The 13002-nt window shown below is 42.0% G+C and carries 15 protein-coding genes and 3 riboswitches; of the genes, 14 read left to right on the forward strand and 1 reads right to left on the reverse strand.

Annotation, left to right across the window (positions count from 1 at the left end; all coding sequences use genetic code 11):
- The 12 genes from ACORHV_RS02640 to thiE all read left to right on the forward strand — a co-directional run bounded on the left by ACORHV_RS02640 (window position 1) and on the right by thiE (window position 11015).
- The gene (locus tag ACORHV_RS02640; protein ID WP_434398690.1) at window positions 1-1155 is read left to right on the forward strand and encodes a cell division protein FtsQ/DivIB; all 1155 of its coding nucleotides are present in this window, start codon (window positions 1-3) and stop codon (window positions 1153-1155) included.
- Window positions 1156-1400: 245 nt separating this feature from the next.
- Complete coding sequence (pyrF, locus tag ACORHV_RS02645; protein WP_434398693.1) at window positions 1401-2102, forward strand: orotidine-5'-phosphate decarboxylase; 702 nt, start codon at window positions 1401-1403, stop codon at window positions 2100-2102.
- Window positions 2103-2135: 33 nt separating this feature from the next.
- On the forward strand, window positions 2136-2768 hold the full coding sequence (gene pyrE, locus ACORHV_RS02650) for an orotate phosphoribosyltransferase (RefSeq protein ID WP_049518948.1): 633 nt from the start codon (window positions 2136-2138) through the stop codon (window positions 2766-2768).
- A gap of 252 nt (window positions 2769-3020) precedes the next feature.
- Complete coding sequence (gene lctO / locus ACORHV_RS02655; RefSeq protein WP_434398695.1) at window positions 3021-4157, forward strand: L-lactate oxidase; 1137 nt, start codon at window positions 3021-3023, stop codon at window positions 4155-4157.
- A 148-nt stretch (window positions 4158-4305) separates the two neighbouring features.
- A riboswitch (TPP riboswitch) is annotated at window positions 4306-4394 on the forward strand.
- Window positions 4395-4612: 218 nt separating this feature from the next.
- A complete protein-coding gene (locus ACORHV_RS02660) occupies window positions 4613-5281 on the forward strand; it encodes a TenA family protein (protein ID WP_268721655.1) in 669 nt (222 codons plus the stop codon).
- 123 nt (window positions 5282-5404) lie between these two features.
- Window positions 5405-5493, forward strand: a riboswitch (TPP riboswitch).
- A 264-nt stretch (window positions 5494-5757) separates the two neighbouring features.
- Complete coding sequence (locus ACORHV_RS02665; RefSeq protein WP_000915264.1) at window positions 5758-6318, forward strand: ECF transporter S component; 561 nt, start codon at window positions 5758-5760, stop codon at window positions 6316-6318.
- The gene (locus ACORHV_RS02670; RefSeq protein WP_434398698.1) at window positions 6319-7704 is read left to right on the forward strand and encodes an ATP-binding cassette domain-containing protein; all 1386 of its coding nucleotides are present in this window, start codon (window positions 6319-6321) and stop codon (window positions 7702-7704) included.
- Between the two features lies 1 nt (window position 7705).
- Window positions 7706-8356 carry an energy-coupling factor transporter transmembrane component T gene (locus ACORHV_RS02675; RefSeq protein ID WP_000241361.1) on the forward strand — a complete coding sequence of 217 codons (651 nt, stop codon included), beginning with the start codon at window positions 7706-7708 and terminating at the stop codon, window positions 8354-8356.
- A 10-nt stretch (window positions 8357-8366) separates the two neighbouring features.
- Entirely contained in the window at window positions 8367-9059 is a 693-nt protein-coding gene (gene tenA / locus ACORHV_RS02680; RefSeq protein WP_434398700.1) for a thiaminase II, read from the forward strand.
- A 3-nt stretch (window positions 9060-9062) separates the two neighbouring features.
- Window positions 9063-9587, forward strand: coding sequence for an energy coupling factor transporter S component ThiW (thiW, locus tag ACORHV_RS02685; protein WP_101800166.1), 525 nt, complete (start codon window positions 9063-9065; stop codon window positions 9585-9587).
- Window positions 9587-10390 (forward strand): hydroxyethylthiazole kinase, encoded by an 804-nt coding sequence (locus tag ACORHV_RS02690; protein WP_434398702.1) that lies wholly within the window; start codon window positions 9587-9589, stop codon window positions 10388-10390. Before thiW ends, ACORHV_RS02690 begins: the two co-directional genes overlap by 1 nt.
- Window positions 10383-11015 carry a thiamine phosphate synthase gene (gene thiE, locus ACORHV_RS02695; RefSeq protein WP_434398704.1) on the forward strand — a complete coding sequence of 211 codons (633 nt, stop codon included), beginning with the start codon at window positions 10383-10385 and terminating at the stop codon, window positions 11013-11015. The genes ACORHV_RS02690 and thiE overlap by 8 nt, the downstream gene beginning before the upstream one ends.
- Before the next feature lie 46 nt (window positions 11016-11061).
- Here thiE and thiD read toward each other — a convergent pair whose 3' ends face one another.
- Window positions 11062-11853 (reverse strand): bifunctional hydroxymethylpyrimidine kinase/phosphomethylpyrimidine kinase, encoded by a 792-nt coding sequence (thiD, locus tag ACORHV_RS02700; RefSeq protein WP_000221724.1) that lies wholly within the window; start codon window positions 11851-11853, stop codon window positions 11062-11064.
- 83 nt (window positions 11854-11936) lie between these two features.
- A riboswitch (TPP riboswitch) is annotated at window positions 11937-12035 on the reverse strand.
- Window positions 12036-12218: 183 nt separating this feature from the next.
- On the opposite strand from thiD, the gene ACORHV_RS02705 reads away from it, so the two are divergent.
- Both ACORHV_RS02705 and ACORHV_RS02710 read left to right on the forward strand, forming a co-directional pair.
- Complete coding sequence (locus ACORHV_RS02705; protein WP_001167195.1) at window positions 12219-12614, forward strand: CopY/TcrY family copper transport repressor; 396 nt, start codon at window positions 12219-12221, stop codon at window positions 12612-12614.
- A 10-nt stretch (window positions 12615-12624) separates the two neighbouring features.
- Window positions 12625-12996, forward strand: coding sequence for a cupredoxin domain-containing protein (locus ACORHV_RS02710; RefSeq protein WP_434398706.1), 372 nt, complete (start codon window positions 12625-12627; stop codon window positions 12994-12996).
- The last annotated feature ends 6 nt before the right edge of the window (window positions 12997-13002 follow it).

Here is a 13002-nt window from a genome sequence, read left to right on the forward strand (position 1 = left end):
ATGTCAAAGGATAAGAAAAAAGAATCAAACCAGAAGCAAGAATTGTCTGAATGGCAGAAACGAAACCAGGAATACCTGAAGAAGAAGGCTGAGGAAGAAGCTGCCCTAGCTGAAGAGAAGGAAAAGGAAAAACAAGCTCGTAAGGAAGCCAACTCGAAACTATTGGAGGAATCCAAGAAATCATCGAGTGAGTCAGATGAGGAAGCCTCAAGTCCAAGCAAGGAACCATCCGAAAAAGAAGAAAAATCTCAAAAGGATGACCGGAAAGTCAAAGAGGAAAAAGAGAAGAAGAAAAAAGAAAAACCAGAGAAACCAGCCAAGCCTAAAATTGCACCTGTTCATATTTGGCGAGCTGTGAGTATCTTGGTTCCCAGTGTTCTGGTCCTCCTTCTTTCAGTCTATCTATTGACTCCACTTTCGACCATCAAAAATATCGAGGTTAAGGGAAATAGTAACACGCAGGCGGATGACATCAAACAGGCTTCTGGAATTCAAGATAGCGACTATACCTTAGCTCTATTGTTGGATAAGGAAACATACGCTGAGCGAATCAAGTCCAATCATTGGATAGAATCAGCGAAGATTGACTATCAATTTCCGGCTAACTTTACGATTGAGGTTAAGGAATTTGATATTGTCGGTTATTATGTGTCTGGTGAAGAACATTATCCTATTCTTTCTAGTGGTACAGTAGAGTCAACTCCTATTGATCGCTTAAACTTGCCTGAGACTTATCTGACAGTTACCTTTAACGATGAGCAGCAGGTGAAAAAGCTGATAACAGGATTGTCTACCATCAGTGAGGATATCAAGAGTCAAATCCAGAAAATCGAATTAGCGCCAAGCAAGGCAACAGCAGATCTTTTAAAAATTACCATGCTGGATACAGATGAAATTTTGGTTCCCCTATCAGAATTGAGCAAGAAATTGCCTTATTACAGCAAAATCAAGCCACAATTGTCAGAACCGAGTGTAGTCGATATGGAAGCTGGAGTATACAGCTATACGATAGCGGATAAACTGATAGAAGAGGCTGAGGAAAAAGCCAAACAAGAGGCAAAGGAAGCTGAGAAGAAAAAACAGGAAGAAGAAAAGAAAAAACAAGAAGAACAGGGAAATCAAAACCAAACGAGCCAGCAATCACAGAGTCGTTAGACTAACTTTTCCTCTTGATTTTGAATGGTATAGAAGTCCAGTTTCGAGTTTTTGCTTGACAAGTCCTACTATAAATAATAGAATAGAAAAAAACCTTTAAAGCAGTCCAGAGAGGCAGCTAAGGTTAGACGGTGAAAGGGTGGAGACTACCCATTTTTCGTGGAACCTTGCTGTTGGCAGGTTCCTTTTTTCGTGGTTTATTTTTAACCATACTCTCTTGCTAGCTAAGGTAAAAGGAGAAAGGTATGCGTGAACATCGTCCAGTTATTGCTCTTGATTTTCCTAGTTTTGAGGCGGTCAAGGAATTTTTATCTCTTTTCCCGGCAGAAGAAAGTCTTTATCTAAAAGTAGGGATGGAGCTTTATTATGCGGAAGGTCCGGAAGTTGTCCGTTATTTGAAGTCACTGGGGCATAGTGTCTTTTTGGACCTCAAGCTACATGATATTCCAAATACAGTTAAATCGGCTATGAAGGTCTTGTCTCAGCTTGGTGTGGACATGACAAATGTTCATGCTGCTGGTGGTGTGGAGATGATGAAGGCTGCGCGCGAAGGTCTTGGGACGCAAGCCAAATTGATCGCTGTGACCCAGCTTACCTCAATGTCGGAAAGCCAGATGCAGGATTTTCAAAATATCCAAACCAGCTTGCAAGAGTCTGTGATTCACTATGCCAAGAAGACAGCTGAAGCGGGCTTGGATGGTGTCGTTTGCTCGGCTCAGGAAGTGCAACTCATCAAGCAGGCTACCAATTCAGATTTTATCTGTTTGACACCAGGAATTCGTCCAGCTGGAGCTGCGGTTGGAGACCAAAAACGTGTCATGACACCTGCTGATGCCTATCAAATCGGTAGTGACTATATCGTAGTGGGACGTCCTATTACCCAAGCTGAGAATCCTGTTGCAGCTTATCATGCTATCAAGGATGAATGGAACCAAGACAGAAATTAAAGAAATAGATTATAAAAATAAAAGGAGAATACTATGACACTTGCTAAAGATATTGCTAGCCACCTCTTGAAAATTCAGGCAGTTTACCTTAAACCAGAAGAGCCTTTTACTTGGGCATCTGGTATCAAATCGCCGATTTATACTGACAACCGCGTGACTCTGGCTTACCCAGAAACTAGAACCTTGATTGAAAATGGTTTTGTAGATGCTATCAAGACAGCCTTTCCAGAGGTAGAAGTGATTGCAGGAACTGCGACAGCAGGAATTCCACACGGAGCTATCATCGCTGACAAGATGAACTTGCCTTTTGCCTACATCCGCAGCAAACCAAAAGACCATGGAGCAGGCAACCAAATCGAAGGCCGTGTAGCTCAAGGTCAAAAGATGGTTGTTGTTGAAGACCTCATTTCAACCGGTGGTTCTGTTCTCGAGGCAGTGGCTGCTGCCAAACGCGAAGGAGCAGACGTTCTTGGTGTTGTAGCTATTTTTAGTTATCAACTACCAAAAGCAGATAAAAACTTTGCAGACGCAGGTGTCAAACTTGTGACGCTTTCTAACTACAGCGAACTCATCCACCTAGCCCAAGAAGAAGGTTACATTACGCCAGAAGGATTGGACCTCCTAAAACGCTTTAAAGAAGATCAAGAAAATTGGCAAAATGCCTAAAACATAGAAAATCAGGTAGTCACTAGGATTGCCTGATTTTTTTGCATATAGGCAATAAAACTAAGGTTCCTAAAAGTAAAGGTAAAGAAGAATATAGGATAATGATAGAATGAGAGTCCTCTCTTTTTTGGGGCATATTAAGATAATCAGTTTGAAATTTCCAAACAAAATATTTGAAAAATTTTGAAAAAAGAGTTAGAATATTTTTTGTAATATACAAAGTAAACGCTTACTTATCAAGGAGGACATTTTATGTCATACAAAACAAGCAATGCAGAAGGTCATGTAGATTTCATCAATACCTATGATTTGGAGCCAATGGCGCAACAAGTTATTCCTAAAGCAGCATTTGGCTATATCGCTAGTGGGGCGGAGGATACTTTCACTTTACGCGAGAACATCCGTGCCTTTAACCACAAACTGATTGTTCCTCATACGCTTTGTGATGTTGAAAATCCAAGTACAGAGATTGAATTTGCAGGTGAAAAATTATCTTCACCAATTATTATGGCGCCTGTTGCGGCTCATAAATTAGCAAATGAACAGGGGGAAGTGGCTACTGCGCGTGGTGTGCATGAGTTTGGTTCTCTCTATACAACTAGTTCCTACTCTACCGTTGACCTTCCAGAAATTACGGAAGCTCTTCAAGGGACACCTCACTGGTTCCAATTTTACTTTAGTAAGGATGACGGCATCAACCGCCACATTATGGACCGTGTGAAGGCTGAAGGCTACAAAGCGATTGTCTTGACGGCAGATGCAACTGTTGGGGGCAATCGTGAGGTCGACAAACGCAATGGTTTTGTCTTCCCAGTTGGCATGCCGATTGTTGAGGAATACCTGCCAGAAGGTGCTGGAAAATCAATGGACTTTGTTTACAAGTCAGCTAAACAACGCTTGTCTCCACGCGATGTCGAATTTATCGCTACATACTCAGGACTTCCTGTGTATGTCAAGGGGCCACAATGCCGTGAGGACGTTGAACGTTCGCTTGCCGCAGGTGCTTCTGGTATCTGGGTAACCAACCACGGTGGCCGCCAAATCGACGGTGGACCAGCATCCTTTGACTCACTTCAAGAAGTAGCAGAAGCAGTTGATAAACGTGTGCCAATTGTCTTTGACTCTGGTGTTCGTCGCGGTCAGCACGTCTTTAAGGCCTTGGCTTCAGGAGCAGACTTGGTAGCTATTGGCCGCCCTGTGATTTATGGTTTGGCTCTTGGTGGTAGTGTTGGTGTGCGTCAAGTCTTTGAACACTTGAATGCAGAATTGAAGACAGTTATGCAATTATCTGGAACTCAGACTATTGAGGATGTCAAACACTTCAAACTCCGTCACAACCCATACAACCCAACCTTCCCAGTCGACCCTCGTGACTTAAAATTGTATTGATAAAGTAGAAGGCCTTCACCTTATGTGGAGGTTTTTCTTTGTGTATAGAAAGAATAAATCGTTATCAGAAACTATATAAATATATTTTTCAGTCAAATATCTTGCTAGGGCTTTCAAATTCTGTTATACTGGTCCAGTAATTAAATAATAAAGACATTTGGGGTGCTTTAGGCTGAGATGATACCCATTGAACCTGATACAGTTAATACTGGCGAAGGGAAATGTGAAAAGGTTTTTTTCGTATGTTGAAGGAAACTGTCTAATCTTGTAAGGTAAACTCTAATTCTCGTTTGTAATTGGAGTTTTTTTGTTTACCAAAAGAGGATAGGCTTTTTTAGGTAGCTCTCTGCAAATGCCCTCGATGTTCTTTAAAAGTATCAAGTGGAATTACGATTTTGCTTGGTAGCTCTTGATATTTTATTGATTACGAACGAGTAAAGAGAGGAAAAATAAATATGGAAACACAAGACTATGCATTTCAGCCAGGTTTGACCGTTGGAGAATTATTAAAAAGCAGTCAGAAGGATTGGCAGGCTGCAATCAATCATCGTTTTGTTAAGGAACTTTTTGCGGGGACAATTGAGAATAAGGTCTTAAAAGACTACCTGATTCAAGATTATCACTTCTTTGATGCCTTCTTATCCATGCTGGGTGCCTGTGTAGCTCACGCAGATCAGCTTGAATCCAAACTTCGTTTTGCCAAGCAACTAGGCTTTCTTGAAGTAGATGAAGATGGTTATTTCCAAAAGGCTTTCAAAGAGTTAAAGGTAGCAGAGAATGACTATCTAGAAGTGAACTTGCACCCTGTAACAAAAGCGTTTCAGGAGCTAATGTATTCTGCTGTGGCTTCATCAGACTATGCTCATCTTTTGGTCATGCTGGTCATTGCAGAAGGTCTCTATTTAGACTGGGGTTCTAAAGATTTGGCACTACCTGAAGCCTATATTCATTCGGAATGGATTAATCTACATAGAGGTCATTTCTTTGCAGAGTGGGTTCAATTTCTAGTTGATGAACTTAATCGTGTCGGGAAAAATCGAGAAGATTTGACAGAACTTCAGGAACGTTGGAATCAAGCAGTTGCTTTAGAATTAGCCTTTTTTGATATTGGTTATGAATTATAGGATAAATTCAATCCTTTTATGTAGATTAAAAGAATTAACAAACAAACTATATAAATATATTTTCCAGTCAAATATCTTGCTAGGGGTTTCATTTTTTGCTATACTGGTCCAGTAATAAAATAATAAAGACATTTGGGGTGCTTTAGGCTGAGATGATACCCATTGAACCTGATACAGTTAATACTGGCGAAGGGAAATGTGAAAAGGTTTTTTTCGTATGTCGAAAAGAACTGTCTAATCTTGTAAGGTGAACTCTAATTCTCGTTTGTAATTGGAGTTTTTTTGTTTGTTAAAAGAGGATAGGCTGAACGTTAATACTCTTCGAAAATCAAATTCAAACCACGTCAACGTCGCCTTGCCGTACTCAAGTACAGCCTGCGGCTAGTTTCCTAGTTTGCTCTTTGATTTTCATTGAGTATAAGCTTTTTGGTATCTCTCCTTGAATGCCCCACTTTTCTTTAAAAAAGGAGTTTTTTATGTTGAAAAAATGGCAGTTAAAAGATGTTATCTTGCTTGCTTTCTTGTCTATCTTTTTTGGTGGCGTTTTTGTGGGTTCAGGCTATCTGTTTGATATCCTCACCCTGATCTTGGCCCCTCTTGGTTTGCAGGCCTTTGCCAATGAAATCCTCTTTGGTCTCTGGTGTATGGCTGCGCCCATTGCGGCTATCTTTGTTCCAAGAATCGGAAGTGCAACGATTGGAGAAGTGCTCGCTGCGCTTGCTGAAGTCCTTTATGGTAGCCAATTCGGCCTAGGCGCTCTTTTGTCTGGCTTGGTTCAAGGCTTGGGAAGTGAATTTGGTTTTCTCGTAACCAAGAATCGCTATGAAAGTTGGCTCTCTCTAACTGCTAATAGTATTGGGATTACGCTTTTTAGCTTTGTCTATGAATACATTAAGTTAGGTTACTACGCCTTTTCCCTTCCTTTTGTCCTTTCCTTGCTTGTGGTGCGTTTTATTTCCGTCTTTTTCTTCTGTGCCATCTTGGTTCGTGCCATTGTCAAACTCTATCATCAGTTTGCGGCTGGAGGAAAGGCGTAGATGGGGCTGGAACTACGGGAGATTCAGTCCCCAATCTTTTCGGAGCCGATTGATTTTACTTTTCACGCGCAAGCTTTTACCTTGTTAGTTGGGAGCAGTGGTTCAGGAAAATCCAGTCTCTTTCAAATCATTGCCCAGGTCACTTCCTTGCCCTATAGTGGTCAAGTCCTGATAGATGGAAACCAGGTCAGTCAGCTTTCTATCGTCGAACGTGTCCAGACGGTTGGCATTCTCTTTCAAAATCCCAATCATCAATTTACCATGGAGAACTTGTTTGAGGAGCTGATTTTTACCTTGGAGAATATCGGCCATCCTGTTCAAGAGATTGATGCTAAAATAGCTGAGGTTGTCCAGCAATGTCGTTGCAAGGCGATCTTGCACCGTCCCATCCATCACTTATCAGGTGGGGAAAGGCAAAAAGCAGCGCTGGCTGTTCTCTTCGCCATGAATCCTAGAGTCTATCTCTTGGATGAGCCCTTTGCTTCCATTGATCGAAAAAGTAGGCTGGAGATCCTAGAGATTCTAAAAGAGTTGGCCTCTAATGGGAAGACAGTCATCCTGTGTGACCATGATTTATCAGACTATGGAGCCTACATTGACCATATGGTGGAGCTAAGAGACGGGCAACTGAGGGAAGTGTTTCAAATCCCTACCTCTGAGATGACACAGGTTGCTTCAAAGGAAGTTGCCTCTAGCCTAGAACTATTCCATATGGATCGTGTGACTTGTGAGCTGGGTAATCGTCCCCTCTTTTCGATTGCTGATTTCACGTTTTACCAAGGAATTTCCTGTATCCTAGGTGATAATGGTGTTGGGAAATCAACCCTCTTTCGTTCCATTCTTCAATTTCAAAAGTATAGAGGGCGCATTACTTGGAAGGGTTCGGTCCTAAAAAAGAAAAAGAGTCTGTATCGTGACCTGACGGGTGTCGTTCAGGAAGCTGAGAAGCAATTTATCCGAGTCAGTCTGAGAGAGGAACTTCAATTAGATAGCTCAGACTCGGAAAGAAATCAGCGGATTCTACAAGCTTTACGATATTTTGATCTGGAGCAGGCGCTTGATAAGAGTCCCTATCAATTAAGTGGTGGCCAACAAAAGATTCTTCAGCTCTTGACCATCTTGACCAGCAAGGCTTCTGTGATTTTACTAGATGAACCTTTTGCTGGTTTAGATAATAGAGCCTGCGCCTATTTTTGTCAGTGGATTCTGGAGGACAGAAATCAAGGGAGAAGTTTTTTGATCATTAGCCATCGTTTAGATCCCTTGATTTCTGTGGTCGATTATTGGATTGAGATGACTAGTGAGGGTCTCCGTCATATTAAAGACGTGACCATCAGCAAACCTCTCACATCTCGGAGTATCAATACTCAAGGGGAGGTGAAGTAGTATGGTCAAAGTAGCAACCCAGACACCGATAATCGGTCTCTTCTTTCTAATTTTATCCTTGGAAACATCTTTCATTCCTTCGATTGCTCTTAATCTTTCAGTAGTCGCATTTTGCATTCTCTTCATGCTCTACTACCGTCGATTTAAATTGTTGGCTTGGATGCTTGTGCTCGCCATTTTACCATCTTTTGCCAATTACTGGGCAGTACAGTTACATGGGGATGCTTCGCAGGCAGTGATACTTGGAACGAGGGCCTTTGTGACGGTTTGTATCGGTCTTGTCTTTGTTTCCAGTATTTCCTTAAAAGAGCTTCTCTTGTACTTGGCTCAAAAGGGGTTATCACGGTCTTGGGCCTATGCCTTAATTGTGGTATTCAATGCCTTTCCCCTCATTCAACAAGAAATCAAGTCCCTCAAGGAAGCTTGCTTATTGCGTGGTCAAAAATTGCATGTTTGGTCTCCCCTGATTTACAGTAAGGTTCTGATGACAGTCTTTAGGTGGCGCCATCTTTACCTGAGAGCTCTATCTGCGCATGGATATGACGAGCATGCACAGTTGGAGAATAGTTATCGGACTTTTTATATTTCTCAGAGGACAAAATTGATCTACCTACTTTTCTTTTTATTGCTTCAAACCAGCCTATTTCTATAAAGGAGTTATTATGGAATTTACAGATATTGCGATGGAATTATCCAAGGAAGCTTGGCAGGCTTCCTTTCATCACCCCTTTGTTTTACAGTTACAAGAGGGGAATTTAGAACCTTCTATTTTCCGCTATTACCTGATTCAGGATGCCTACTATCTGAAGTCTTTTTCAGAAGCCTATCACCTCTTGGCTGATAAGACTTCAAACGAGGAGATGAAAAGACTCTTGAAACAAAATGCCCATAGTCTAGTGGAGGGTGAGTTGTTTATTCGCCAACAATTTTTTAAGGAATTGGGAATCAGTGACCAGGAGATGGAGCAACATCCAATCGCTCCAACCTGTTATCATTACATTTCTCATATTTATCGCCAGTTTGCAGAGCCAAACTTGGGCATTGCTTTTGCTAGTTTGCTTCCATGTCCTTGGTTATACCATGATTTGGGCAAGGCACTTAATCGCAAACCATCCCCGAATCCTCTTTATCAACAGTGGATTGAGACCTATATCACCGATGAGTTAGAACAGCAGATTAAAGAGGAAGAAGCCCTGGTCAATCAGCTCTATCGCGAAAGCAACGAGACAGACAAACAAAAAATGCTAGAGGCCTTCCACCGAAGTGTCCACATGGAAGCTAAGTTTTGGGAGATGGCTTACCAACATCAAACCTGGACGAGTGATTTGCAATCCTTAGAAAAAGAGAAGAAATAGAAAATGAGAAACCACCAACTACAAGTTCACAAATTAACTATTTTATCCATGATGATTGCCCTTGACGTAGTTCTTACACCCATCTTTCGAATTGAAGGAATGGCACCGATGTCTAGTGTAGTCAATATTCTGGCAGGAATCATGATGGGACCTGTTTATGCCTTGGTCATGGCTACAGTCACAGCCTTTATCCGTATGTCTACTCAAGGCATTCCGCCCTTGGCCCTCACAGGAGCTACTTTTGGAGCTCTCCTAGCAGGTCTCTTTTATAAGTACGGTCGAAAATTTCACTATTCTGCCCTAGGAGAAATCTTGGGAACAGGGATTATCGGTTCTATTGTTTCCTATCCTGTCATGGTTCTCTTTACCGGATCTGCGGCCAAGCTCAGCTGGTTTATCTATACTCCGAGATTTTTCGGAGCGACCTTGATCGGTACAGCCATAGCTTTCCTCGCCTTTCGATTTTTAATCAAGCAGGAATTCTTTAAAAAAGTGCAGGGATATTTCTTTGGAGAAAGGATAGACTGATGCAGGCATTTACAAATCCTTTCCCTCTGGCAACCAGTTCCTTGATTCACTGCATCACCAATGAGATTTCCTGTGAGATGCTGGCTAATGGCATTTTGGCTCTAGGATGCAAACCTGTCATGGCAGATGACCCTCGTGAAGTTCTTGATTTTACTAAGCAAAGTCAAGCCCTCTTTATCAATTTGGGGCATTTGTCAGCCGAGAAGGAAAAAGCAATCCGTAGGGCAGCTTCTTATGCAGACCAAGCTTGTCTCCCAATGGTAGTAGATGCGGTTGGCCTAGCAGCATCTCCCATTCGAAAGACCTTAGTCAGAGATCTTTTAGAATACAATCCCACGGTCCTTAAAGGAAATATGTCGGAAATCCGAAGTCTTGTTGGTTTAAAACACCACGGAGTTGGGGTCGATGCGAGTGCTAAAGATCAAGAAACTGAGGATTTGCTCCAAGTCTTGAAAGACTGGTGTCAGCTTTATCCTGGTATGTCATTTTTAGTCACTGGCCCCAAGGACCTCATCGTTTCAGAAAATCAAGTTGCTGTATTGAGGAATGGCTGTGCAGAATTGGACTGGATAACAGGGACAGGAGACCTGGTTGGAGCCTTGACAACCGTTTTTCTCAGCCAAGGAAAGACTGCCTTTGAAGCTTCCTGCCTAGCAGTTTCTTATCTCAATATCGCTGCTGAGAGAATTCTTGTTCAAGGAATGGGATTGGAAGGTTTTCGTTACCAAGTTCTCAATCAACTCTCTCTCCTAAAAAGAGATGAAAACTGGCTAAAAGCCATCAAAGGAGACTTTTATGAATAGAGAAGCATTTAGACTGTATCTAGTAACCAATCGCTACCAAGATTCCTTGGAAAGCTTTCTTGAAAAAGTTGAGACGGCCTGCCGTTCAGGTGTTACCATCATCCAACTACGAGAAAAAAATCTCACCACCAATCAATACTATCAACTGGCAAAACAAGTCAAGGAAATAACCGATGCCTATCAGGTCCCCTTGATTATCGATGATCGTTTGGATGTTTGTCTCGCGGTTGATGCTGCTGGGTTGCATATAGGCGACGATGAACTACCAGTTTCGGTTGCCCGCAAAGTCTTGGGTCCTGAAAAAATCCTCGGTGTCACTGCTAAAACAGTAAAAAGGGCTCTTGAGGCGGAAACATCGGGTGCGGATTACTTGGGAACAGGAGCCATTTTCCCGACTACGACCAAAGAAAATGCGCCTATCACCCTGATTTCAACCTTGAAAACCATTTGCCAAATGGTCGCCATTCCAGTAGTTGCTATTGGAGGCTTGACGTCAGAGAATATTGACCAACTTGCTGCAACTGGCATAGCTGGAGTAGCCGTTGTTCGTGATTTGATGCAGGCAGAAGATATAGAGGCAAAAACGCAAGCATTTTTAACAAAGCTGGATGACATGATTTCCTAATCAAAAACTCTCTAATTCCCTTAAAGTGGGAACTAGAGAGTTTTTCTTAATCTTTAAAACTTGTATGGTTGACTGGGCCAGAACCATGACCGAGTTGAGGGGCGTCTTGGATGGCTTTTGTGATAAAGGCCTTGGCCTTATCGACTGCCTGATAAAGGGTCTTCCCCTTGGCTAGTTCAGCCGTAATCACTGCAGCAAAAGTACATCCAGTACCATGGGTGTGACAGGTTTGAATTCGTGGACTTTCCCAGACAAATTGTTCCTCCTTGGTAAAGAGGAAATCCTTGGCACCACCTTCAAGATGACCACCTTTGATAACTACAGACTGAGGACCAAATTCTTTTAAAATCAGGCGACCAGCACGCTGCATGTCTTCTGGATCATGGATTGAAAAACCAACAATCTCTTCTGCTTCAGGAAGATTGGGAGTGATAATGGTTGCAAGGGGAAGTAGGTTTGTTTTTAGGAAGCTTCTCGCACTGGTATCAATCAGGGTGTCCCCACTCGTAGCGACCATAACAGGGTCCAGCACATAGGGACAGTCCAGCTTTTTAAGGTAGGGTTGGATGATCTCCATGATCTCAGTAGTTGCCAACATACCAGTTTTCACAGCCTGAGGTTTGATATCCGAAAAGACACTCTCCAATTGAGCTTCCAGCATTTGGTTGGAGACGTGCTCGATTAATTGAACACCTCTGGTATTTTGAGCGACAAGGCTGGTGACAACGGCCATTCCATAGACATCTCTCGCTTGGAATGACTTCAAATCAGCCATAATGCCAGCACCGCCACTAGGGTCAGTTCCTGCAATGGTTAGAGCAACGGGTAAATAAGTCATCTAAAACCTCCCAACCAACTGAAGTTTGTATTCTCAAGAACAAGCTAGTCTGTTTTGGAAGGAAATAGAAGACTAGCTAGTCCTCATTATCATTTCCACTTCCATCAGCTAGCATTACCTAGATTGAGTCAAAGGGATCTAACAGTCGTTAATCTCAGCTTTACGCACCCCTAGTGGTTGTTTTCTTTTTTCTACAGTATAGCATATTTTTATAGTTTATATAGTGAAATTTGACTGCAAATCTCTCGTTACAGGATTAGAATTCTATTTTTCGAAAAAATAATAAAAATTATAGTTGACAAATGTAGATTTTGAGAGTATACTAATAACTGTAATCGACAAATGTAGATTTAGGAGGTGTGATGATGCAGATTTCAGATGCAGAATGGCAGGTCATGAAGATTATTTGGATGCAAGGAGAGCAGACCAGTACGGATTTGATCAGGGTTCTGGCGGAGCGGTTCGACTGGTCCAAGTCGACCATTCAAACTCTTTTGGCTCGTTTGGTTGAGAAAGAGTGTCTGACAAGGAAAAAAGAAGGCAAGTTCTTTGTCTATTCAGCCCTTTTAACTTTGGACCAAAGTCGGGATTTACTTGTCCAAGATATCAAAGACAAGGTTTGTTCTCGTAGGATTAAGAACTTGTTGGCTGACTTGATTGCGGAATGTGATTTCACTTTGGCTGACTTGGAAGATTTGGAAGCTGTGATTTCTAAGAAAAAAGCTAGCGCAGTTGCTGAAGTCAAATGTAATTGTATGTAAAGGAGACGCTATGTTAAATCTATTTGTATCTATTATTGTTCTAGGAATGATTGCTTTTATCCTCTTTTGGTTTTTCAAAAAACCGCAAGAAGATGCTAAGAGAGCCCAACAAAAGAATAGCTATCAGGAAATCCGTGTGGAAGTCATGGGAGGATATACTCCAGAAACCATTATCCTCAAAAAATCGCAACCTGCTCGCATTATTTTTGATCGAAAAGATCCTTCACCTTGCTTGGATCAAATCGTTTTTCCAGACTTTGGAGTGCATGCAAATCTCCCTATGGGAGAGCAATATGTGGTTGAAATCACTCCTCAAGAAGCAGGTGAGTATGGTTTCTCTTGTGGCATGAATATGATGCACGGTAAGATGATTGTAGAATAGGAGAAT

The sequence above is a fragment of the Streptococcus sp. KHUD_016 genome (assembly GCF_051106465.1).
GTDB lineage: Bacteria > Bacillota > Bacilli > Lactobacillales > Streptococcaceae > Streptococcus.